This is a genomic window from Shewanella sp. LC6, assembly GCF_006385735.2.
GTDB lineage: Bacteria > Pseudomonadota > Gammaproteobacteria > Enterobacterales > Shewanellaceae > Shewanella > Shewanella xiamenensis.
This window is the reverse complement of the sequence record NZ_CP043902.1, coordinates 4,510,484-4,533,959: the sequence shown is the minus strand read 5'-3', so window position 1 is coordinate 4,533,959 and position 23,476 is coordinate 4,510,484. Positions and strand designations below refer to the sequence as shown.

The following is a 23,476-nucleotide window of genomic DNA, read 5'->3' as shown; positions in this document are numbered from 1 at the left end:
CTCGAGTCTAACTTGTCCCCGGCACATCCGTGCCGGGGAATATACGAGGCCAAATAATGAATAACGTGATCCGACAAAGCCTGATAGGCGGCTTAATGGCACTGAGCTTGGGTGGCATCAGCCTTCCAGCCATTGCAGGGGGCGGTTCTGATATTTCTGAAGCACCCTATAACGAAATTCAGTTGAATCCTATTTCCATGCGGGAAGCAGAGACCTTAGTCGGTAAGCAAGGGGTTTATTTTTTCGACGTAAACACGCTGGAAATCTGGGCGGAAGGTTTTATCCCCGGGGCGGTTTTTTTCAATGTTCAAAATTGGAGAGAGTTACTTCCAAAGAATAAAGATGCGGTGATGGTGTTTTATTGCGCTAACCGCCTTTGTACCGCCAGCAACATGGCTGCACGGGAAACCATGAAGCTAGGTTACACCGGTGTACGCCATATGGCCGATGGTATTTTCGGTTGGCGCATGTCTGGAAGAACAACAGAAAAACCCTAGTAATCAAATAAATATATTAATCGGTTATGGGCAATGTCCATACGTTTTCGGCTAACGCACCAAGCCCTAGGGCTAAATTGTAGAGAACATAAAATGAAAACATCTATGCCAACGTCTTTTATCCCAAAAACCATCACAGTGGCGACCTGCGCCGCACTGTTTGTGTCTATGGCGAGCTTTGCCGCCCCAAGCCTTAAAACCGATGCAGATAAAGCGTCTTACAGTATCGGTGCCTCTGTCGGTAACTACATTTCTGGCCAGGTTTATAACCAAGTGGAACTGGGCGCAGAAGTGAATGTGGACTTAGTGGTTCAAGGTTTTGTGGACGCGCTGAAAAAACAACAGCAATTAACCGATGAAGAAGTGGTGACGTATCTCAATCAACGCGCCGAAGAATTAAATCAAGTGAGAAAAGCCAACGCTGAAAAATTAGCTGCTGAAAATACCAAGGCGGGTGAAGCCTTTCTTGCTGAAAACAAAAAGAAAGCTGGCGTGATTGTGACTGAATCTGGCCTGCAATATGAAGTGTTAACCCAAGGTACCGGTAACAAACCTAATCCTGAGGACGTGGTCACCGTTGAATACGTTGGCAAGCTTATCGATGGTACTGAATTTGAAAACACCGTTGGCCGCAAAGACCCTACGCGTTTTGCCTTAATGACGGTAATCCCTGGTTGGGAAGAAGGCTTAAAACTGATGCCTATGGGCTCTAAATACCGCTTTGTTATCCCAGCAAACTTAGCCTATGGCAATGAATTTGTGGGTGAAATTCCACCGCAATCTACCTTGATCTTTGAAATCGAACTGAAAAATATCGAAAAGCCAAGTGAGAAAAAAGAAGCCCGCATGATGGGCATGATGCCTGCTCACTAAGAGCAAACATCGGGGACTGAGCGTTCGGTTTTGTTCGCTCAGTCATAAGCTTGGAGCGGCAAGCAAAGAGGTTAGGTATGGCAAGTTTAGGGTTCACCATCGCACTCCTATTAAGCGGATTTGTTGCTTGGATATTTTGGCAACACGCACGCTTAAATCAACAGCAAACCGTTGCGGGGCTGCCTTTAGTCTCCTCTGGGTTGCCAGTGCTGTGCAGTGGTGTATTGCTTGCTATGACGCTCGCTATCTACAGCCAAACGGGGCGTTACCAGGATTGGGATAAGGGCATAGTCAATGAACATATTGACTACTTAGTGGCAGCCGATATCACCAAAGCCGTTCGCCTGGTGGACGATCAACCACAAAACCCGCTGGCATTGATGTCACTTGCCCAGGCCTATAGCGCGGGTGGTTTATATAGCGATGCGGTGCAGACCTTGGACAAGTTGCTTGCGTTGGTGGGAGAGGATGCCGAGGTGCTCGGTGCTAAAGCGAATGCACTCTATTACCGCGATGGTCGCCAAATGACGCCGCAAACCCAAGCGCTGATTGCACAGATCTTGGCATTTGCGCCCTTTGAGCCGCAGACCCGCATGTTACAGGCCACCGATGCGTATCTTCATGGGCGTTACCAAGAGGCGATAGACCATTGGCAGGCACTACTGTCACAGCCAACGGCAGAGATTAATCGTGAGGCCATTTTAAACGCCATTGGCAAGGCCCAAAGCAAATTGAATGAAAGTGGATATTAATCAAGTCGCTAGCCATTTTCAGGCATGTAGGAACGATAACGATATAAATAAAAACGTCGGTATAAAACCGATAGATGGAGGATGTTGTGAGTGAAAATATAGAGAGACGGAGGTTCCTTAAAAGCGCTGGCATGTGCTCTTTGATGTTAACACCTTTAGCGGGTTGTTCGGTCAAAGAAGATGCTGACAGCGCCCATAAGTCCCATTACGTCATGGTGTTTGACCAAAATAAATGTGTCGGTTGTGGTGATTGTAAAACCGCCTGTAACCAAGCAAACAACTTACCCGCGGGTGTTTCTCGGGTGATCCTTGAGCAGCAAAGTGGTCGTGTTGAAGGCCAAGCCTGCCCTCATTGCGGCAAGATGAGTTGCGACTGTGAGCGTAAGTTTGTGCGGGTTTCCTGCCAGCAGTGTAAAAACGCCCCCTGTGTCACTGTTTGTCCAACGGGCGCGGCGCACCGCGACGCGAAAACGGGCATCGTGACTATGGATGCGAGCAAATGTGCGGGTTGTAAGTACTGTATTGGTGCTTGCCCTTACAACGCTCGTTACATCAACAAAGAGACGGATGTGGCGGATAACTGTGACTTCTGTTTGCATAGCAAGCTGTCTAAGGGCGAGCTACCCGCCTGCGTGCAGAGCTGTAAGTACGACGCGCTGATCTTTGGTGATGCCAATGATCCTCAGTCCTATGTGAGTAAGTTATTGGCGGTAAAAGACTCAGTGCGGATTAAGCCGCAGTTTGGTACTGAGCCGAGCTTACGTTACATACCAATCGTCAAACTGGGAGTGTAAATATGGATACCAGTATGGAATTTACCCTCGGCTTATCCCAAGGCGTTGCTTGGCCTTGGCCGATTGCAGTGTATTTATTTTTCGCGGGGATTTCGGGCGGGGCGTTAACCATTGCGCTGGCGCTGCGTTTTTACCTAGGCCAGGTTGAAAATACCGCCTTCTTAAAAGCCGCGACCTTGCTGTCCTTTGTGACCATAAGCTTAGGGATGTTATGTCTGGTACTCGACTTGACTAACCCCTTATTCTTCTGGCGAATTTTGGTGTTTTATAACTTAAATTCTGTGATGTCGATTGGTGTTATTGCGCTGTCGGTATATATCCCGTTAGTGGCAGTGGTAGCACTTTTAGCCCTCGAAAAAGAGCTGATGGCCATCCCACAATTGAAGTTTTTAGCGCCGATTATTGCCAAGTTAAAAGGCTTTAGACGCCCAATGGAAGCGCTCGTTTTAATACTGGCGTTATCAGTGTGTGCTTACACAGGCTTCTTGATTTCTGCGCTGATCCGCTTCCCGCTGATCAACACCTCGGTACTCCCTGCGCTGTTTATTGCCTCGGGTCTATCCGCGGGTGGCGCTTCAGCCAAAATGCTGGCGGTGTGGTTATTTAAAGAGCCCCTGCACAGCGGCGAAATGAAGATCCTGCACGGCGCTGAGTGGCCCATTATGTTTGCCGAAGCCATGTTTATTTTCATGATCGCGACAGCACTATTAACGGGTAATGCCGGTGGTCAATTTGCTTTTGCCGCCTTCCATGAAGGTGTGTGGGCAAGCGTATTCTGGATTGGTGTTGTGGGTATCGGCTTTGCCGCGCCACTGCTACTGAACTTTGCGACGGGTAAACATTTTAGCCATTCGGCCAAAGCGTTTTATATGTCGGGAATGTGTGCGGTAGTGGGGATGATGTGTCTACGACTCTTTATCCTGTTAGCGGGCCAAAACTACGCGATTTAACGATGTACTAAGGCCTCGGCCTTTGATGAACCATTTTTTTATCAACCCTCGTCGCAAGAGGTCTGTCCCTGCAAGGTGCCTTGGCGAGGCGTTGATATTTTTCAAAGGATTAACAGTATGAAAAAGTTCTTTGGGTTGTTACTACTCGCTCCTTTGTTATTAGGCTGCAATAAGAGCGAAGCGACCGATCACCAACACAAAGCCGAGATGATCCACGAGCATGATCGTTGCCACCTATGCGGTATGGTGATCACTAAATACCCTGGACCAAAGGGGCAAGTACACCTTAAGGCCGAGAAGATGGTGCCTAAGTTTTGCTCTAGCCGCGATATGTTTAACTTTGCCTTACAGCCTGAAAATAAAAGACAAATTGCTTACATGATGGTGCATGACGCCGCGACAACCGATTGGGAACAGCCTGACGATGGCGCCTTTATCGATGCCGCCAGCGCATTTTATGTTTACGGCACCAGTAAAAAAGCCGTGATGGGGCCAGCCGTCGCACCTTTTAGTACTAAAGCCGCCGCCGAAGCCTTTGCAAAGGAATACGGTGGACGCGTATTAACCTTTGAAGATATCACTCTCGAATTACTCGCTGGCGATAAGTAGGCGATTGATCATGCTGCGTTTATTGCTCCTCTGTTGGCTCTGCACCTTATCCTTTATCGGTGTGACGCAGGAGTTAAGGGTTAAAGATACTGCCTCTTTAACCCAAGCATTGGCGCAGGCGCAGGACGGTGACACACTCGTACTTGATACCGCAGTGTATGAAGGTAATTTCAGTGTCACCCGCTCCATTCATATTAAGGCCGAAGCGGGCGCGACCCTCGATGCCCTACGCCAAGGCAGCGCCCTCACCATTACTGCACCCAAAGTGATTGTCGAAGGACTCAATATCCGCCATTGGGGGCGGGATCTTTACTATCACGATGCAGGCATTTTATTGCTGCCTGGGGCTGACGAGGTGCTAATCAAGGGCAATCGTTTCGTCGGTGATGGCTTTGGGATTTATGGCGAACAACTCGCATCGCCCCGCATTCTTGAAAATAGCATCAGTGGCAATGGCGCCATCTATGTCTTGGACAGGGGCGATGGGATTTTCCTTAAGCATGTGACCGCGCCCGATGTGCAACAAAATCATGTTATCTTTGTCCGCGATGGGGTATATCTCGAGTCGGTGACGGACAGCAAAATTCACCATAATCAATTCGCTAAGCTTCAATACGGCATCCACTACATGTATACCCGAGGTGATGAAGCCTCAAACAATCAAGCGATTAGCGTCGACGGCGGCTACGCATTGATGAATTCACAACAAATCTACCTGCACCATAATCGCGTCAGCCAAGCGCGGGACTTTGGCATTCTGCTCAATATCACCAACGACTCTCATATTCAGGCGAATATCGCTACAGACGTGAAGCATCCCCAAGGTTCGGTAGAACTCGGTAACGAAGGCAAGGGCATTTTTATCTACGCCGCGCAGAATAATCGCATTCAAGATAATGAATTTAGTCACGGTGATACTGGGATCAGCATGGCGATGGGCGGTGAAGCAAACCGCCTTTGGCATAATCGTATTTTGGCCAATCAGACCCAAGTTAAGTACGTCGGCGAGGCGCAGCTGGAGTGGAGTTATCAGGGGCAGGGCAATTACTGGTCTGAATACCGCGGCTGGGATGCTAATGGCGACGGAGTGGGGGATGTTACCCACAGACCTAACGACAATTTAGACAAGCTATTTTGGCTCTATCCCGAGGCGAAACTACTGATGGAAAGCCCGGTGGTATTGCTGCTGCGTTGGGTAGAGCGGCAGTTTCAGCCAACGAGTGTCAGCGGTGTGAGTGATAGTTTCCCCTTAATGCGACTGACCACAGAGGGAGATGGAATATGAGCCATTTTACCAACAACGCTATTAATCCACAGGCACTGACATTAATGACAAAGCAAACTGCTGCCCAAGGGCAAGTGGCTGTTAAGGCCGTGGGATTGAGTAAGCGGTATGCTGAGTTTGAAGCGGTAAAAGATCTTAATTTTGAGGTGTGTACAGGCCAAACCTTAGCGCTGCTAGGCCATAATGGTGCTGGTAAATCTACGCTGATCAAAATGATTTTAGGCTTGGTATCCCCAAGCGCGGGCCAGTTATTTGTGCAGGGGCAAGAGGTACAAGCCAAGCGGGTCAATGCGAGTTTATCTTTAGGCTATTTGCCTGAAAATGTAAGCTTTTATGACAATATGACGGCGCATGAACTCTTAAGCTACTTTGCCAAGCTTAAGGGCGTTGCACCTGTGCGAGTCAACCTTTTACTGGAAGAGTTTGGCCTGATGGCGGCTAAGGATAAACGGCTGCGCACCTTTTCCAAGGGGATGCGCCAACGTTTAGGCTTAGCCCAAGCGGTGCTTGCTGATCCTAAAGTGTTGCTGCTGGACGAACCGACAGTCGGGCTCGACCCTCTGGCATCGGCCTTTTTGTATCAAAAAATGGCGCAACTTAAGGCCCAAGGCTGTGCGATTATTATCAGTACCCACGAGTTAGGTTTAGTGCAAGATCAAATGGATAGCGCGCTGATTTTAGGCCAAGGCCAGATGCTTGCCTCAGGGAATTTGCTCAGTCTTAGGGCTGCAACCTCGCTACCCAGCCTGATTGAATTGCATCACTTTACGCCGCTGCAATATCAGCAGTTGCTAAGCCAAGCGTTGTTCGCCTCACTGTTAGAACCCTCAGCCTCAGACCGAGTGTGCTTAAGGGTGCCTGATGCGCTAAAAGCCAAGGTGATACAGCAATTACACTCCCTGAAGATCCATGAGTTTTCTATTGTGCCGCCGAGTTTACAGGATATTTTTCATTGTTATATGGCGAATCTTCACCCCCAGAGCGCGTCCAGTTGCAACACCTTTGCTGGTACAGAAAACCTTAATTCGGAGTTAGTGGCATGAGCCAAATCTGTCAGTTAGAAAAGCAGCAAGGCTTGTCGAGTTTTCGTCCTCCTATGGCGCTGACATTGATTCAAGCCGTTGCGGTAAAAGAATTTAAAGACAATCTGCGTAACCGTTGGTTATGGCTTATGGCGGGTATGTTATTGATTCTTTCGCTGTGTGTGAGTTTTATGGGCAGCGCAGTATCGGGCAGTTTAGTGGTATTTGAGAGCGCGCAAATTTTTTCTGGTTTAGTCACGCTCGCGGTGTTTATTTTACCTTTGGGTGCCATTTTACTGAGCTACGATAGCTTTGTTGGTGAGCGGGAATCGGGCACCTTGCTGTTGTTGCTGACTTACCCCTTGGCTCGTTGGCATTTGGTTTGTGGCAAATTACTCGGCCACGCCTATGTGATGGCCACTGCCTGTTTATTGGGATTTGGCTTAACGGCCTTGTTGCTGCTTGTCCTTGGAGCCGAACACGCACGGCTGGCCTTAGTGATTGGCTTTATTCATCTGATGGGTAGCGGAATTTTATTGTCCTTAGTGTTTGTACTCTTAGGTTACTGCGTGAGCCTGTGTGTGCGGGAAAAAGCCAAAGCTTTAGGTGTATTACTGCTGCTTTGGTTTGTGTTGGTGTTGGTCTACGATTTGGTACTATTAACAGCCCTCGTCAGTATGGCTGAAGTACTGAATCGTCAACTATTTAACCTATTGATTTTAATCAATCCTACCGATCTTTTCCGGGCTTTAAACTTACTCGCAAACCCTGCCGATACCTTATCGGCAAAGAGTACTCTCGCCCTAATTTCCCAAACGGGTATGGGCTTGCCCTTAATGTATGGTGTATTTGTGGGCTGGTTGACTGTTTTGCTACTGGTTTGTTGCGTTATTTTTAATCGCCAAGAAGTTTAGATACCCCTGCATTAGTTTAAATTTACGCTTAAAAAACAATAGGTAAACTGAGTGTAGAGTCACAGTATTTTATGTTGTTAAAAGGTAAAATAAGCCATCTTGATTTGGTAGCCACAAGTCACGGTTGCTCTCGGGTGAAACTGAGTTTCACTGTGTTTGCCCGTTGTTAGCGCAATCATAGTCTATTGTTTTGGCTTAGTTTTGGGCGCTTAACATGCATAAAATTACTTCATACCTCATGCTAGATGAACAGGCCAAGCTGCTGGTTGACCATGTTCATGGAACCGAGATCGGCCTGACTTTTTCAGAAGCCGCCGTACTCGTGTTGCTGCTGTCATCGCCGAATGCCATTTTTACCAAGGAAGAATTGCTGCAAGTAGGCTGGCCAGATCGCGTGGTCGCACCAACCTCTTTGACCCAATGCATCAGCACATTACGTAAAAAATTAGAGCCTTATACCGAGGTACAGCTCAAAACTGTGGCGCGCCGCGGTTATCAATTACATGTCTCAGAACAGTCCCATGTAAAAATGTTGGCGATTAACGATGCCGATGCTATCCGCGATGCGATTGTGGGTGTCTCTGCTTGGACTAAGGTTGCTGGTATCGTCATGCTGGGGATGATCCTCACCTTGATCTGGTACTGGAGCGATCACCATGCTGTGGTGAAGCATGTCGCGAAATGGAATGCCGATAAATATATCAGCCTGAATATTGGTGGCACCTTAGGTACGGCGCAGGTGTTGTATATCGATGATGAAGAGCATTTACACCCCTCGTGGTGGCAAAAACATTTAGCCCCAGAAGGCAATCATATCGATGGCTTACCTTATTTCAGTGCCTTTGCGTCAACGGATGGTAAAAACTATTCGATGGCAATATGCCCTGCGTTAGATGCCAAGGATTGTACTGGCAAAGGCATCATCAATATCACTTCGATTGATGCTAAACCCGCTGGCCTGAGTATGGCGGAATTTATTCCACTTAGTAAAAAGATGGAAGAGCGGATCCGCTATAACCGCGTAGTCTTACCTGTTGATGATAAAGGGGTTGGGGAGCTACTGGAGCATAACTACCATGCGGATATTTTTTTTCCGGTGGCGGGTGAGTTATTGGTTCGCACGGATCTCAGCATGTCGCTGGTGTACGAGGGGCAAAGTCGAGGCAAGTTTTACTCCACCTCATGCATTACCGATCAGGACTGTTTAACCACACCGATTAAGTACACCATTCGGGGCGATTTTGAGCAATATCAAACCCAGATAGGTGATCTCAATGTGGATGTTTTTCATGTCAAAGTATCACAAAAAGAGCTGACCAAACCCGATGAGGTGAGTCACTCGGCCATGCAATTTTACCGCGCGATTCGTAAGCACGATATTCGCGATGAAGATCTGTTCTATTATCGGGTTTATCAAAATAAGGACACTGCCGTTTGGATAGTCCCGCAAATGGGGCAACTGCTGGCGTGGACTCAGTACACTCAAGTTAAGCTCTAACTGCTCATGTTACTCAAACAGCCGATAGTCATCGGCTGTTTTGTTTTGGGCTCGCCGCTCAAAAGCGTGTATTAAAGACTTTGCATTAACTTTCTATCATAAAGTGTGAGTTTCTTTTACATCCCACCATATCGCCAGTTACACTGCCAGACCATGCTAGCAAGCATCTAGATTAGCCAAAATACCAAAAATACAAGAATAACAACGGAAGGAGTCTCTTATGTCGGACCGCCTGATCCCCGCCTTATTACTGTCAACAACAGTACTGACGGGATTAACTGCCTGTGGTGATAACACCAATCAAACCGTCGCCAGCGACAATGCTGCAAAAGTACAAACCAGTGCTGTGCCCGACGCCAGCGAACCCGCTATGCCGATTGGCATTAACCTCGCGGCCATGTCGCCCAAGGTGAAACCCGGTGATGACTTTTATACCTACGCCAATGGCGAATGGATGAAAACCACAGAGATCCCCGCCGATCGCTCAAGCACGGGCGCCTTTTTAGTGGCTTTCCAAGAGACGGAAAAGCATAAGACCAGCCTGATCGCCGACTTAGTCAAGGCCGAACACGCCGCTGGCAGCGATGATGCGCGCATTGCCGATTTCTACAAGGCGTACACTAACACTGCGGCAATCGATGCGGCGGGCATAAAGCCAATGGAAGCCGATTTAGCCCGTTATCAAGCCATTGCGGACAAAAAAGACCTGTCGGCGGCGCTCGGGGCCAATCTGCGCGCCGATGTGGACCCGCTCAATGCCACCGACTTTTTCACCGAAAACCTCTTCGGTATTTTCGTCACCCAAGGTCTGGCGACTCCGGGTGAAGTATTACCTTATTTTCTCCAAGGCGGTTTAGGTTTACCCGAGCGCGAATACTATCTGTCGGACGATCCTAAAATGGTCGAGATCCGCACCGCTTACCGCGCTTATATCGAAACCCTGCTGACCGATGCGGGTATTAGCGATGCTGCTAGCCGTGCAGATCGTATTTTTGCTCTCGAACACAAGATCGCTAGTGCCCACGCCAGCCGTGAAGACAGTGAAGATTTCACTAAGGCATCGGGTGTGTGGAGCCGCGCCGACTTTGACGCTAAAGCCCCGGGTATAGACTGGGCCGCCTTTTTAGATGCCGCCCAGCTTGGCAAGCAAGACAGATTTGCCGCTTACCATGCCAGTGCCATTACTGGCCTGTCGGCGTTGGTGGCCTCTGAGCCGTTGGATGCGTGGAAAGACTGGCTGGTGTTCCACCATATCAACAGCCACGCCGATGTATTGCCATCTGCTATCGATAACGCTTCTTTTGCCTTTAATGGCACTAAGCTGTCAGGCACACCCGAGCAGCGCAGCCGTGATAAACGCGCATTGAGCGCCTTGGATCAATACCTTGGAGATGCCGTGGGCCGCGCCTACGCCGAGCATTATTTCCCGGCCTCGGCCAAGGCCGAAGTCAGCACTATGGTGGATAACATCGTCAGTGCCTTTGGTAAGCGGGTCGAAAAACTCGAATGGATGGACCCTTCAACCAAGAAGGAAGCCTTAGCTAAGGTCGCGACCATCGCCGTTGGCGTGGGTTACCCTGATAAATGGCGTAATTATGATGCTTATGCCGTATCGCCAACCAATGCCTACGCCAATGCCATCAATGGTGAAAAGGTGGAATATGCCCATCAACTCGCCAAAATCGGCAAACCAATGGACAAGGGCGAGTGGTGGATGACGCCGCAAGTGGTTAACGCAGTTAACCTGCCGGTGCAGAATGCGCTTAACTTCCCTGCGGGGATTTTACAGCCGCCATTCTTCGATGCTAAGGCCGATACCGCCTACAACTATGGTGCGATTGGTGCTGTGATTGGCCATGAAATCAGCCATAGCTTCGATAACAATGGTGCGGCGTTCGACTCGACGGGCGCGATGCGTAACTGGTGGACGCCAGCGGACTTTGCTCAGTTTGCCAAACAAGGTGAGGCACTGGCTAAGCAGTTTGATGCCTATGCGCCATTCCCAGATTTGCATGTAAACGGCAAGCTGACCTTAGGTGAAAACATTGCCGACGTGGCGGGCTTAGCGGCCGCACTCGATGCTTACCATGCTTCACTTAATGGCAAACCCGCGCCGGTTATCGATGGCTTTACCGGCGACCAACGCTTCTTTATCGGCTTCGCCCAGACTTGGGCAACCAAGATGCGTGACGAAGCCCTGCGTGCCCGCGTGGCGACCGATGGTCATGCCCCTGGCATGTACCGCGCGCTGACCGTGCGTAACTTAGACGCTTGGTACACCGCATTCGATGTGAAGCCCGGCGATAAGTTGTACTTAGTGCCAGAGGATCGTGTGAAGATCTGGTAAGTTCATCGTCTTAAACAGCATCAACTAAGGGGAACATATTGTTCCCCTTATACTTTGCGCTATTCAGCTATTAGAATATTTAGCGGTTCGCCGAAGTCCTGTAAGATGATGCTTGAGTATTTACATTGTGATTAAGGGATGAGGCATGAGTGTAGAAAACCGCTATTTTTACGAGCCGAGTAAGGGACATGGGTTATCGCACGATCCCTTAAATGCCATTATAGCCCCCAGGCCCATAGGTTGGATCTCCTCCCGCAATGCACAGGGGCAGCGTAATCTCGCGCCCTATAGTTTTTTTAATTGTTTCAACTACAAACCACCGATCATTGGCTTCGCTAGTACGGGCTGGAAAGACAGTGTTGCTAATATCGTCGAGACAGGGGAGTTTGTGTGGAACCTCACTACCCGCAGCCTTGCCGAGAAAATGAATCAAACTTCCGCCATGTTACCCCGTGGGGAGGACGAGTTTGCCTTTGCCGGACTCACCCCAAAGGCTGGCACTATCGTTCAAGCCGAGCTGGTGGCCGAAAGCCCAGTGAATTTTGAGTGTAAGCTTTCTCAATGTATTCAATTAACTGCCGCCAATGGCGACAAGATTGATACTTGGCTAGTCTTAGGTGAAGTGGTTGCCGTACATATCGCCAAGCATTTACTCGATAGTGAAGGGGTGTATCAAACCGCCCTCGCCGAACCCGTACTGCGCGCCGGCGGCCCATCCGCCTACTATGGGATTTCGGAAGAATTAAGGTTTGATTTGCATAGACCTCAGGTGTAAGGGTTGCTCTGGTGCCGCAGGGCTGTGGGTGTTCAAACTTCATTTGAGTTTTAGGCATTAGTTTAACTGTTAACTTTTTAAATCAAAATCTAAGTCAAAGTCGTGGGGCTTCACCCCACACCCGACCAAGGAGGACTGCTCGTCCTATCCTCCTTGGATGCTCCAAGACGCCCCTAGCGAAGTTACATGCATTGATTAGTGGCTTCGTGCTTATTCGAAAATCGCTAACGCTTCCGATGGGTCCGCTTTACATCCCTGTAAAGCACTCCAGTTCGGCAGTCCCTGCCTCTCGCTCATAAGCTCGAAAATCACTGATTTTCATTCGCCCCTTCCCCGAAAGCTACGCAGACTTCCTGTCTGCGTTACGCGATTTTCTTCAACGCCCTTCAGCAACTTCGCAGGGGAAGGTGAACTTCTGTAACCTTGGTGTATTGTTCATCTCCAAAGAGTTATGCCAGTCCTATCTTTTTTCTGTTAGATCCTCTCGACCCATCCAATCAAGAGGGGATGCCAACTCGACAAAGTCTTTATATTCATCCATACCGATATCTTCGAACTGATTTCTAATATAGAGAAAATTAGCCCACAGAATAGCTGACGTTTGGAATAGATTATCATCGTATTTAGAACTACGACTTTTCTCAATAAGGGCCCTACAAGATTTCTGTAACGGAGTGTCTTCTCTTTCTGTATGTCGGGACGTATCGTTTATAAAAAAAACAGAAAGATGTCTAGTTGTTGAGCCAAAGTGAGAAGAGAAAATTTCTTTCAGGTATTCAAGTAAATTAAAACTATATGAGCCTGAGTGATAAGGTATATTCATCGACTGACCAGGGCGGGATCATACTTTGTTAACTGACGGAAACTTTTAGGCTTAAGCAGGATCAGAGCCTGCATGTTATGCTAACGGCCAATTCCCAATGTCACTGTTTGAACACTTGAAACTCATCGAAGACCCTCGCTCTCACATCAACCTAGACCATGATTTAGTTGATATTATTTTTCTTGTTTTAGCCGCAATCGCTTCAGGTTGTGATGGCTGGCAAGCTATCGAAGAATTCGGCAAAGAGAATCTATCTTGGTTGCGTAAACATCGAGATTTTGACAAAGGGATCCCGACTCGGCATTCCATTGCCCGGATTATTAAAGTCATCGATACCGAAATCCTTGTTTTGACGCTCTTTCGTTGGGCAAATAGCTTAAGAGAAACATCATCCAAGCCATTGATCGCTATCGACGGCAAAACGTTGCGTGGTGCTGTTAATCAAAATGGCGCTAAAAATGCGCTACACCTCGTTTCGGCCTTTGATACCGAACAAGGAATTGTGCTCTATCAGCAAGATACACAGACCAAAGGTAACGAAATAGCAACGGTTCAAGCGCTGTTGCACATGTTAGACATTAAAGACGCTGTTGTAACCTTTGATGCACTTCACTGCCAGCGGGAAACGCTTCAACAAATCATCAAAGCTAAAGGCGACTATGTTGTTCAGGTCAAAGGTAACCAACCTCTACTTAGGCAGGCCATAGAGGTGCAGTTTCAACCCCACTGGGATAACAACGGCGTTGACATGTTAAGTATCGAAGAGGATGACAAGGGGCATGGCCGTAAGGAGCGTCGCACGACGTTTCAAGTCCCAGCAACGCTGCCACAGGCGCTCGCGAAAAAGTGGCCGTCAGCCAAGTCGCTAATTGCCGTTGAGCGTCAACGAAAACATAAAGGTGTTACAACCATTAATACGGATTATTACTTAACCTGAGCTTCGGATAAGAATTTAGCTCCCAAAAGGAACTAAATGCTCGTTCCCTGATCCGATCATTCGACCAAGAGTGATTAGAAAAAGGAACGAGCATGAACAAACTAGTTGAAACTTACTGTGATGTCGATGATTTCTGTCAGTTATTTATCCCACATTGGCAACGCTTATTGCTTGATAATGGTGAAATGAAGCGTAATAGACCTTGTCGCCTTTCTCCCGCAGAAGTGATGACCATTATCATTCATTTCCATCAATCACATTACCGAGATTTCAAAAATTATTATCTGCACTATGTTTGTCGCCAGCTAAAACCCTATTTTCCAGAGTTGTTGAGCTACACTCGTTTCCTTGCATTAATGCCTAGCGTCGTTGTCCCTATGTGTAGCTATCTGACTTCAAAGCTTGGAAAGCCAACGGGAATTCAGTTTGTCGACTCCACTAAAATTGAAGTCTGTCATATTATTCGAGCGAAGCGAAATAAGGTTTTTGAAGGCATTGCCGAACATGGAAAGGGAACTATGGGCTGGTCGTTTGGATTTAAACTGCATCTTATTATCAATCACTTGGGTGAAATTGTAGCGTTAAAACTGACGAAAGGTAATGTCGATGACAGGCAACCTGTCAGTGAAATGGCTGAGTCTCTTTTTGGTAAGCTTTATGGTGATAAAGGCTATATTAGCCAAGCCCTAACAGGTGAGCTTTTGGAAAAGGGCGTTGAGTTAATCACCACAGTTCGTAAGAACATGAAGAAAAAGTTTATTTCTCTATGGGATAGAGCAATCTTAAAAAAGCGATTCATCATTGAAACAGTGAATGACCAATTGAAGAACATTTCCTATATTGAACACTCAAGACACCGCAGCGAGCATGGGTTCATGCTCAATCTACTTGGTGGATTGATTGCATATTGTTTAAAAGAAGAAAAGCCATCGTTAAATCTAACAGCTCAGGAGCTTGAACTGTTAGATAGCTCTAATTTAGTGCTGGCTTAACCAGATCTGAGGTTACTTAAGTTCTTTACCTCTGGACATCGAACTTGCAGCCAAAGCGGTGCGTCAGCATTGGCACATCGAGAACCAGCAACACTGGGTGCTTGACGTCACCTTTAGGGAAGACTGTTCAAGGATTGGTGACCGTGAAAACGCGAAGAAGATGGCGCTATTTCGGCGTATCGTGCTGAATCTTTTAGGGCAGCATCCGCTAAAAGCCAGTAAACCTACCAAAATAAGAAAGGCAGCATGGAATGGTGATTTTAGGAGCGAGATTTTCTTTGGTTAAGAGATTTAACAAAGCTTAATCCCGCCCTGATCGACTGACGATGTGAACCATATGTAAACAGATTATCCGCATATTGCTGTGGGTCGAAGTTCATTTCAATAAGGCGGTTATGAGAACTTGTTGGTATGTAACTTTCTATCCACTCAGCTAAATAGATAGTTTTAGTACCATCACCTTTCTGGATAACTTTTTCAAACTTGCCATTTACGATTTCTTCAAAAAGTTTATTGTCCTTTTCTTTAATACAAAGCAAAGTCGTCAACATCAATATATCGAGCTTGGAACCTCTGGGCATGTTTGATATGGTCGCCAGTATTCTATCTGTGATTTGAATTGCTGTGCGCGGAGAGGCATTAAAGGCCTCAAGAACAATTGATATATTTTTAAGTGTTATTTTAGCATCAATATTAGGAGGGAATATTTCAATGTTGACTCTCTTTAAATAATCCTCTGAAAGCTTGTTGGCATCGCTGTGTACGTCTAAAAAATTTTCTAAATTAGGTGACTTGAGGCTATAACGACTATTGAAAAAGCGGCCTAGGTAAATTTTGGCGTCAAAACCCTCGCCGTATACCGCTTTAACGGCATGCTGAAGCTGCTCTGTGTCTGTTGCAACGACAAATACAACCCCTTCAATATCAAAAATATGTTTAATGGTTTCTAGCATTTCAACAGCATAGCTAGGCCTGCAACGGTCTAGTTCATCAATAAAAATGAAAGCGGGATAGCTATTTTGTTTATGGCCTACAACAGCTCCAACCCATTCAGATACACTTTTTTTAAGGCTATCAATCGCTTTGGATTTTGCATCATGTTCATCAATTAGATACTTAACCGCTTCTGAAGCGGCAAAGCTCATATCAATTGGGTTACTATTCGTATCTAATAGATCTTGGCCATTTTCCCCCTTGATGTGACCAATATTTTCATTATCGTCATCTGCATTCATAATTTCGACAGGATCTATGCCGACATATCGCTTAAATAATCCTCGACCAATACCAGGGGCCGCTGCCTTTAATAAGCCGATCAACTTACGAGGAGCTTTGAATTCTGGAGAATCTTTATCTTTTCCTGCTTGCTTTCTTAATTGGTCAATAATGGATGAAATGACTGTCATCAAAGGGTCATCTGAGTAGTCCTTTTTCCATGCATCTACATATACGACAGGATAATGCTCTTTTAGGTCTTCGGACCAGCGTTTGAGAAAGTAGGTTTTGCCTGCACCCCACTCAGCATTGAGATTAAGCACATAATTCCGTTTTTTGTCACCATCAGTTCTCTGGTCATCATAACCTTGAGAGGCTAGCAGTTTAGTTAGAAAAGTAGCGTACTTTTCTCTTCCTAGCTTATCTTCTGGAAAGAATTCATCATCAATAATTTTTCCTTGAGTCCAATCCAAGATAACTTGCTTAACCATTTAATTATCCGAGTGTTATTATTTAATAAGTTCGGAGTTTATGACTATTTATAACAGGCTGCAAAATATATTTTTGGGTAGTTGATTGATACTCTTTGATATTAAATTTCGCGCATATATTAAAATGGTTTCGTTCAAAGAAATATCGGACTTGCACAACTCTTTTGAGATTGAGGGCCAATGCCGAGATCACAGAAGTTCACCTTCCCCTCGGGATGCCGCAGGTACTGGTCCTGCTGCATTTAAAACAACCCTACTGCGAAAAACGGTATATCTGCAATCTTCTTTAGTGAAATGTTGTGTTGGGTATTATTTCATATGAAAGATGTTGTGTTAGCGCTATGGCACATACCTAGTTTACAGATAAATGCTTCCACGACTTTCTAATCGCTAAAATCTAGGTTATTACTATTCTATCAGTAAGATAAAGTGAGTTCTGTTGTCACTGTTTGAGTCGTCGATACGGGCTGCCTTGTCGTGTCCACTGTGGAAGGCTGTTGGTTGGAATACTACCTAGGAGAAGGCCCGCTTATCGCGGTGTTCATCCTAAAAACAAATTATTAATCAGTGCAGGAGCAAATATGAAAAAAGTGGTAATGATTGCCATGGCGACGGTCTTACTGGGGATGGGTGGATGCTCGGTAAAGGAAAGGGCGATGAGTGGGTTTCAAGTTGTGCCCTTTGATGCGTTCAAAACGAGTGAAACTAATCCCAATCAGCGTATTTATAAGGAGCAGGGTGTAGATCTGCGCCAGTACAATCAAGTGTTGCTCGATCCATTACAGTTTATTCGTCAAGAGAATGGCCAGTGGTATCTATTAACGGCTAATGAGCAGAATGAGATTGGCCGTTATTATCATACGAAGTTTAAAAATGAATTGACGAAAAATGGAGTCAAGATTGCGACTGAGTCGGGCCCAGGCGTGATTAGAGTTCAGGCTGCGGTGACAAATTTCGATTTAACTCGACCAGAGCTTAAATTACGCGATCTATTACCCGCGAAGATTGCCATTGATGTGACAAAAGAGGCAATAGGTATGGAGCCTTACTTGCTCAAGGTTGGCAGCATGTCGCAATTGCTCGACTCACAAAGCGGTAAGTTATTAGTGCGAGTTTTAGATGCTCGCGAGAGTGAAGACACTACCCAAAAAGATACCCCAATTAGTGCAAGCGAGCTGGAAAAGATGATTGACCAGTGGGCTGCGAGTCGCGCTAAACAGTTAGCTGATAATTTGGGAAAATAAGCGTACAAGTCTATTCCTAGCCATCAGTGATACTTGTCGTTGTTGATCAATTAATATAAACCCCAGTAAAAACTGGGGTTTATATTTTATCGATAGGATAATACTCGAGCCGTGACAACAAAAAAAGCATGCAGTGGATAACCTGCCTTTAGTGATGCTCACAGATATTGAGCGTTAGGTTGCTGGGTAAGGCGAGCCAGCGTATTGCGGAGCATAAAACGTCCTTGTTTAATGCTTGTGCAAGACACTTCGGAGATTAGCAAGTAGCAGTATGAAGGTGTGTTTATGCCTCTTCCTCTATTTTAGGGCGCTGGGCACTGCAACATTGATCCTGTAAAAAATGTACGAGTCCTTGTAATAATTGATAATCGGGTACGCAGTACAATACTCTTCCTTCACGTCGCTGCGAGATAATCCCCGCTGATACTAAGGCGCTAATATGATGCGAGAGTGTAGAACCCGGGATCTGCAACTCTTCTTGTAGTTGCCCCACGGCAACGCCTTCGTAGCCACCCTTAACCAATATCCTGAACAGGGCAAGACGAGTAGGATGTCCGAGTTCTTTCAATACTTTAGCTGCATTTTCAATATTCATATTGATACTGTTGTTTTCGTTCATGCCATCAATTTATTCGATAATACCAGAATTATCTATCTTTAAGCGGCTTCAAAAAGCACTGCCATCCCCAATGAGTATGAACTTTATCTGTTGTTGATACTGTGTTCACACTATATTTCTGCATTTATGGAAATTTAGTGTTGAAAATTGTCGTTATCATAACTATTATTCTAGAAAATTCGAAATGTTTTAAGGGTAGAAATGAATCCACAGCTCATCACTATGCTAAAAGAAACGGTAAATATGTTTGCGTTTCTTGCGCTTGAGTTAACCTTGTTATTCCTTGTGATTAGCTATCTCGTTGGTATGCTTCAAGAGTTTGTTACCCCTCAAAAAGTGCAATCCATTTTGAGTTCGCGTAATGGCAAAGGATATTTGATTGCTGCTTTACTTGGATCTATTACGCCATTTTGCTCTTGCTCAACGATCCCATTCTTAAAAGGTTTACTCAGGGCTCGTGCTGGCTTTGGTCCTATGATGGTGTTTCTATTTGCTAGCCCATTACTAAACCCTATCATTGTGGGATTATTCGTGGTCACTTTCGGAGTGAAAGTCGCGGTATTTTACTTTGTCATGGCAATGGGAGTATCGGTCATTGCGGGCTATACCCTTGAAAAACTAGGATTCGAACGATATGTGCGTAAAGAGGCTTATGGTCAAGAAAATGTAGAGCACTCAAGTTGCTGCGATACAAAAGCAGCACCAGCCTTATCTTCATGCGTTGAAACCACTAAATTAGCGCCGATTGTATCCCTGTGTAGTGATGTAAAGTCTTCACCTAAGATGTTCCTTTATGCTGATGTTAAGCCTACTTCAGCACTATCTTCCTGCTGTGAAACCAAACCTGCACCGTTAGCATCTTCCTGCTGCGAAACCAAGCCTGCACCGTTAGCATCTTCCTGCTGTGGGACAACATCGGCGTCGGTTACTCCTGGTGCTGATATCCCGACTGTACCGCCTAAACTCGATATTGTGAGTCGTTCATTGCGGGTTTGGCGCACCACGTGGAAGGACTTTAAGCATGTATTACCCTATCTTTTTGTCGGGGTGTTACTCGGCTCATTTATCTATGGCTTTATTCCCACTGAATTTATCGTGAACTATGCCGGCGAGGCCACTTGGTATGCCATTCCTGTTGCTGCGGTTATTGGCATTCCCCTTTATATTCGTGCCGAAGCCGTCATCCCTCTCACTGCGGCATTAGTTCAAAAAGGTATGGCAATGGGCTCTGTGATGGCATTTATCATCGGCAGTGCTGGCGCGAGTATCACTGAAGTGATTTTGTTAAAAGCAATCTTTAAAAATCAAATGATTGCTGCCTTTCTCGGCGTTATTTTAGGTATGGCTATCGCATCAGGATTTCTTTATGGTTTAGTCTTTTAAATTAAGCCTTCTATCCACAGTAAACCTAATACGCTTTTGATGTGTCTTTAAGTGGTGCGAATGGAGAGGCTTGGGGAGTAACCAAGTCGTTAGATATGGGCGTTGTTCGACAAGGACTCTCGTTCGTGAGTCGGTTAAAAAAGCGATCAAACCTAAAAGCAAAACCCCAGTTTTCACTGGGGTTTATTGTTTGAGCCTAGGTTGGCAAAGGTTATCCTGCCAAGCTAATCAATGCGTTATTTGATAAACGCGAAGGCATCGCCGTAGAGATGGGCTTCTTCAACACCCATTTCGCGGAAGATTTCGCGGGCGGCACCGACCATATCGAAACGACCTGCGATATAGATGTCATAGCCATTGAGGCTAATAAAATCCTGTTTGATTTGCGCGAGCAGATTGGCGGTTTTGCCTTGCCAGTTTGCTGGGGCCTCTTCAATAACGGGCACAAAATGCAACCAAGGGTGAGCGTCGTGCCATGCGCGGGCGATGCTTTCGTAGTACATCGCATCTTGGGTGCGGCAACCCCAATACAAGGTTGTTTCGACCTGTTGGCCGAGGGCGATTTGTTGCTCGACAATACTCTTGATGTAAGAGAAGCCTGTGCCACCGGCGATCAATAAACGTGGGCGCAGGCTGTCGTGGCGTAGGTGAGCGTCGCCACCTGGCGCTTCGATGTCGATATGCGTGTTATTACGCAATCTTTCAACTACTTGCATTGGATAACTTTCGCTGACGGCCGCACCAATATGAAGCTCAATCACTTCGGCATTAGGGGCGGACGCGATAGAGAAGGGACGTTTATCTTTTTCACCCATCACAACACACAGGTATTGTCCCGCTTGAAACTCCAAGGGGGTATCAGGCTTTAACCACACCTGATATACGGCGTCGTTAAAGGGGGTTACTTTCTCTATCTTACAACGTATGGTTTTCATCAAACTTCCTTTGCACCTTTTTATCTAGTTAGAGGTGTCACATTAAGGCCATTCGCGGCCAATTCTCTTGGCTTAAGTGGGTACGTCGTGCTTAAGCTGAATTATAGGGTTGGGCTGTCGTCTATGCCTAACTCATCCCAGATTGAGTCGATCTTTTGCTTAACCTTAGGGTCCATCACAATCGGCGTACCCCATTCGCGGGTGGTTTCGCCTTCCCACTTATTGGTGGCATCGAGACCCATTTTGGAGCCGAGGCCCGCTACGGGAGAGGCAAAGTCGAGGTAATCGATAGGGGTATTATCGATCATCACGGTGTCGCGTTTCGGGTCCATACGGGTGGTAATGGCCCAAATCACATCGTTCCAGTCGCGGCAATTCACATCGTCATCGACCACCACAATAAATTTGGTATACATAAACTGGCGCAGGAAGGACCACGCGCCCATCATCACCCGTTTCGCATGGCCGGGGTATTGTTTGCGAATCGAGATCACCGCCATCCGGTAAGAACAACCTTCAGGAGGCAGATAAAAATCAATAATTTCAGGATATTGCTTACGCAAAATCGGCACAAACACTTCGTTGAGTGCCACGCCTAACATGGCGGGTTCATCCGGTGGACGGCCAGTGTAGGTGCTGTGGTAAATCGGATCTTTACGGTGAGTAATATGGGTCACAGTAAAGACGGGGAATTTATCCGTCTCGTTGTAGTAACCCGTGTGGTCGCCGTAGGGGCCTTCTTCGGCCATTTCGTCAGGATCGATATAGCCTTCAAGGATAATCTCGCTGCTGGCGGGCACTTCTAAATCGCAGCTTAAGGCTTTGCAGACTTCGGTGCGTTCACCGCGCAACAATCCCGCAAAGGCGTATTCGCTCATCGCATCAGGTACTGGGGTTACCGCGCCTAAAATAGTCACTGGATCTGAGCCTAAGGCTACAACTACAGGGTAACGCTCACCGGGGAATTGCTCTTTAAAATCAGCAAAATCAAGCGCGCCACCACGGTGGGATAGCCAGCGCATAATGAGTTTATTCTTACCTAGCAATTGTTGGCGATAGATCCCAAGGTTTTGGCGATTCTTACGCGGGCCTTTAGTAATGGTTAAGCCCCAAGTGACCAGTGGCGCGACATCGCCCGGCCAACAATGCTGAATCGGTAACTGGGTTAAATCGACTTCATCGCCAGTTTTTACCACTTGCTGACAGGCGGGATTACGCACCGTCTTGGGCGGCATATTCAAGGCTTGCTTGAACATAGGGATTTTTGAAATCGCGTCTTTAAAGCCGCGTGGTGGCTCAGGTTCTTTTAAAAACGCTAATAGCTCACCGACTTCGCGCAGCGCTAACGGGTCGTCTTTACCCAGCGCCATGGCGACACGTTTTGGAGTACCAAAGAGGTTAGCCAGCACTGGCATGGAATGATTGGTTGGATTTTCGAACAGAAGTGCAGGGCCTTTGGCACGCAGAACGCGATCGGCGATCTCTGTCATTTCTAAATGAGGATCAACGGGGTAGCTAATGCGTTTGAGTTCGCCATTGGCTTCCAGATGATCGATAAAGCTGCGTAAATCCTTAAAACTCATGTGGAAATAGCCTCTGCAGTGGAAATCCGTGTGGCGCGCACTATAGCATTTTTCTGTTTTAGGGTTAACCTATTCAGTGATCTTCCAGCTTTGGAAGCGTAAAATACTTGTCCTAGGTCGGTGTTTATTTGACCAACGCCCGGTATATCGAGGTTTATATGAGATTCTATTCATTCCTTGCTAAAGATAAATGCCTTAAACATCAATCGGTTTGCTTAAGTAAGCACGCGGAGCCTTGGCATAAAACAGGCTTGGCTTTGTCTTTACTCGGCGCCTTGTTGATCGGTGGTCTTGCCGCGCCAGATTGGGCGATTGCGGGGGATCGAGGCACAAATGATCGCTATAGCGAGAGTTATGGGCGCCAAGATAATCACTATAAAAAGCATCATAAACATAGTGATAGCCATCGTTACTATCGCCCATATTACCGTCCCTATTATCCTTGGGGATTGGGTTTAGGAGTTGGCTTAGCGACGGGCTGGAACCTTGGCTATGGCTGGAATGATGGGATATGGAATGACGACTGGCGTTGGAATCGCGAGCGTTACTGGCATTCGCCTTATTCGGGCATCGGTTTGTCGATCCCGACGGGCTATGATGATACGCCAGTGGCCATTTCTGCGCCTGTGCGTGTTACCACCAGCATGCAATATTCGCCGAGCGAAGGTCGGATGGTGTCGAATATGCCAACCAATAGCGCAACTGTAATGTCGGCGGCCTCGACGGCGAGAGCTTCAACAGTCTCAGCGGAGCCAACTGCCGCAGTTCCCCGGGCGCGGGCGGCGCGCAGTGTATCTAGCCTGCCGAGCAATGCCAGAATAGTGCAGCAAGATGGCCGTACCTTATATGAATGGCAAGGCACGCTTTATGCCTTTGATTGGAATAGCCAAACCTATCAAGAACAGTTAGTTAAGTAATCCTTTTTTATCAACGCTTCT

20 protein-coding genes and 2 pseudogenes are annotated in these 23,476 nt (G+C 46.8%); 18 read left to right on the top strand and 4 right to left on the bottom strand.

Features of this window, described 5'->3' with window-relative positions:
* Positions 1 to 56: 56 nt before the first annotated feature.
* From FJD32_RS20320 to FJD32_RS20250, 15 genes and pseudogenes are all read left to right on the top strand, one after another.
* Entirely contained in the window at positions 57 to 497 is a 441-nt protein-coding gene (locus FJD32_RS20320; protein ID WP_037427342.1) for a rhodanese-like domain-containing protein, read from the top strand.
* A gap of 93 nt (positions 498 to 590) precedes the next feature.
* On the top strand, positions 591 to 1,370 hold the full coding sequence (locus FJD32_RS20315) for an FKBP-type peptidyl-prolyl cis-trans isomerase (protein WP_037413888.1): 780 nt from the start codon (positions 591 to 593) through the stop codon (positions 1,368 to 1,370).
* A 77-nt stretch (positions 1,371 to 1,447) separates the two neighbouring features.
* A complete protein-coding gene (locus tag FJD32_RS20310; RefSeq protein ID WP_037427341.1) occupies positions 1,448 to 2,122 on the top strand; it encodes a tetratricopeptide repeat protein in 675 nt (224 codons plus the stop codon).
* 86 nt (positions 2,123 to 2,208) lie between these two features.
* On the top strand, positions 2,209 to 2,916 hold the full coding sequence (locus FJD32_RS20305; RefSeq protein WP_037427340.1) for a 4Fe-4S dicluster domain-containing protein: 708 nt from the start codon (positions 2,209 to 2,211) through the stop codon (positions 2,914 to 2,916).
* 2 nt (positions 2,917 to 2,918) lie between these two features.
* Positions 2,919 to 3,866 (top strand): NrfD/PsrC family molybdoenzyme membrane anchor subunit, encoded by a 948-nt coding sequence (gene nrfD / locus FJD32_RS20300; RefSeq protein WP_037427338.1) that lies wholly within the window; start codon positions 2,919 to 2,921, stop codon positions 3,864 to 3,866.
* Between the two features lie 117 nt (positions 3,867 to 3,983).
* A complete protein-coding gene (locus FJD32_RS20295) occupies positions 3,984 to 4,475 on the top strand; it encodes a nitrous oxide reductase accessory protein NosL (protein ID WP_037413896.1) in 492 nt (163 codons plus the stop codon).
* 10 nt (positions 4,476 to 4,485) lie between these two features.
* Positions 4,486 to 5,760 (top strand): nitrous oxide reductase family maturation protein NosD, encoded by a 1,275-nt coding sequence (nosD, locus tag FJD32_RS20290; protein ID WP_140906833.1) that lies wholly within the window; start codon positions 4,486 to 4,488, stop codon positions 5,758 to 5,760.
* Positions 5,757 to 6,803, top strand: coding sequence for an ABC transporter ATP-binding protein (locus FJD32_RS20285; protein WP_088586199.1), 1,047 nt, complete (start codon positions 5,757 to 5,759; stop codon positions 6,801 to 6,803). Before nosD ends, FJD32_RS20285 begins: the two co-directional genes overlap by 4 nt.
* Positions 6,800 to 7,696: an ABC transporter permease subunit gene (locus FJD32_RS20280; RefSeq protein WP_037427332.1), complete on the top strand. Its 897-nt coding sequence runs from the start codon at positions 6,800 to 6,802 to the stop codon at positions 7,694 to 7,696. The genes FJD32_RS20285 and FJD32_RS20280 overlap by 4 nt, the downstream gene beginning before the upstream one ends.
* Positions 7,697 to 7,910: 214 nt before the next feature.
* Entirely contained in the window at positions 7,911 to 9,194 is a 1,284-nt protein-coding gene (locus FJD32_RS20275) for a helix-turn-helix domain-containing protein (RefSeq protein ID WP_205403015.1), read from the top strand.
* Positions 9,195 to 9,414: 220 nt separating this feature from the next.
* Positions 9,415 to 11,541: a M13 family metallopeptidase gene (locus FJD32_RS20270; protein WP_037427330.1), complete on the top strand. Its 2,127-nt coding sequence runs from the start codon at positions 9,415 to 9,417 to the stop codon at positions 11,539 to 11,541.
* A 145-nt stretch (positions 11,542 to 11,686) separates the two neighbouring features.
* Complete coding sequence (locus FJD32_RS20265; RefSeq protein WP_055648679.1) at positions 11,687 to 12,316, top strand: flavin reductase family protein; 630 nt, start codon at positions 11,687 to 11,689, stop codon at positions 12,314 to 12,316.
* 920 nt (positions 12,317 to 13,236) lie between these two features.
* A pseudogene (locus tag FJD32_RS20260) lies at positions 13,237 to 14,073 on the top strand (ISAs1 family transposase); the annotation flags it as partial.
* A gap of 95 nt (positions 14,074 to 14,168) precedes the next feature.
* On the top strand, positions 14,169 to 15,068 hold the full coding sequence (locus tag FJD32_RS20255) for an IS982 family transposase (RefSeq protein ID WP_088585327.1): 900 nt from the start codon (positions 14,169 to 14,171) through the stop codon (positions 15,066 to 15,068).
* 13 nt (positions 15,069 to 15,081) lie between these two features.
* A pseudogene (locus FJD32_RS20250) lies at positions 15,082 to 15,354 on the top strand (ISAs1 family transposase); the annotation flags it as partial.
* Here FJD32_RS20250 and FJD32_RS20245 read toward each other — a convergent pair.
* On the bottom strand, positions 15,329 to 16,774 hold the full coding sequence (locus FJD32_RS20245; RefSeq protein ID WP_240199975.1) for a P-loop NTPase fold protein: 1,446 nt from the start codon (positions 16,772 to 16,774) through the stop codon (positions 15,329 to 15,331). The pseudogene FJD32_RS20250 and the gene FJD32_RS20245 overlap by 26 nt on opposite strands.
* 581 nt (positions 16,775 to 17,355) lie before the next feature.
* On the opposite strand from FJD32_RS20245, the gene FJD32_RS20240 reads away from it, so the two are divergent.
* Positions 17,356 to 18,018 carry a DUF3313 domain-containing protein gene (locus FJD32_RS20240; RefSeq protein ID WP_037413939.1) on the top strand — a complete coding sequence of 221 codons (663 nt, stop codon included), beginning with the start codon at positions 17,356 to 17,358 and terminating at the stop codon, positions 18,016 to 18,018.
* Between the two features lie 283 nt (positions 18,019 to 18,301).
* Here FJD32_RS20240 and FJD32_RS20235 read toward each other — a convergent pair whose 3' ends face one another.
* Positions 18,302 to 18,613: a metalloregulator ArsR/SmtB family transcription factor gene (locus tag FJD32_RS20235; RefSeq protein WP_037414026.1), complete on the bottom strand. Its 312-nt coding sequence runs from the start codon at positions 18,611 to 18,613 to the stop codon at positions 18,302 to 18,304.
* A 225-nt stretch (positions 18,614 to 18,838) separates the two neighbouring features.
* Between FJD32_RS20235 and FJD32_RS20230 the strand changes: the two genes are divergently transcribed.
* Positions 18,839 to 20,020 carry a permease gene (locus FJD32_RS20230; RefSeq protein ID WP_037427326.1) on the top strand — a complete coding sequence of 394 codons (1,182 nt, stop codon included), beginning with the start codon at positions 18,839 to 18,841 and terminating at the stop codon, positions 20,018 to 20,020.
* A gap of 236 nt (positions 20,021 to 20,256) precedes the next feature.
* Here the strand turns inward: FJD32_RS20230 and fre are convergent, their stop codons facing one another.
* Positions 20,257 to 20,955 carry an NAD(P)H-flavin reductase gene (gene fre, locus FJD32_RS20225; RefSeq protein ID WP_037427324.1) on the bottom strand — a complete coding sequence of 233 codons (699 nt, stop codon included), beginning with the start codon at positions 20,953 to 20,955 and terminating at the stop codon, positions 20,257 to 20,259.
* 101 nt (positions 20,956 to 21,056) lie between these two features.
* The gene (gene ubiD / locus FJD32_RS20220) at positions 21,057 to 22,538 is read right to left on the bottom strand and encodes a 4-hydroxy-3-polyprenylbenzoate decarboxylase (RefSeq protein ID WP_037427322.1); all 1,482 of its coding nucleotides are present in this window, start codon (positions 22,536 to 22,538) and stop codon (positions 21,057 to 21,059) included.
* A gap of 158 nt (positions 22,539 to 22,696) precedes the next feature.
* Here ubiD and FJD32_RS20215 point away from each other — a divergent pair, with 158 nt between their 5' ends.
* Positions 22,697 to 23,455 (top strand): hypothetical protein, encoded by a 759-nt coding sequence (locus FJD32_RS20215; RefSeq protein WP_037427320.1) that lies wholly within the window; start codon positions 22,697 to 22,699, stop codon positions 23,453 to 23,455.
* Positions 23,456 to 23,476 lie beyond the last annotated feature (21 nt).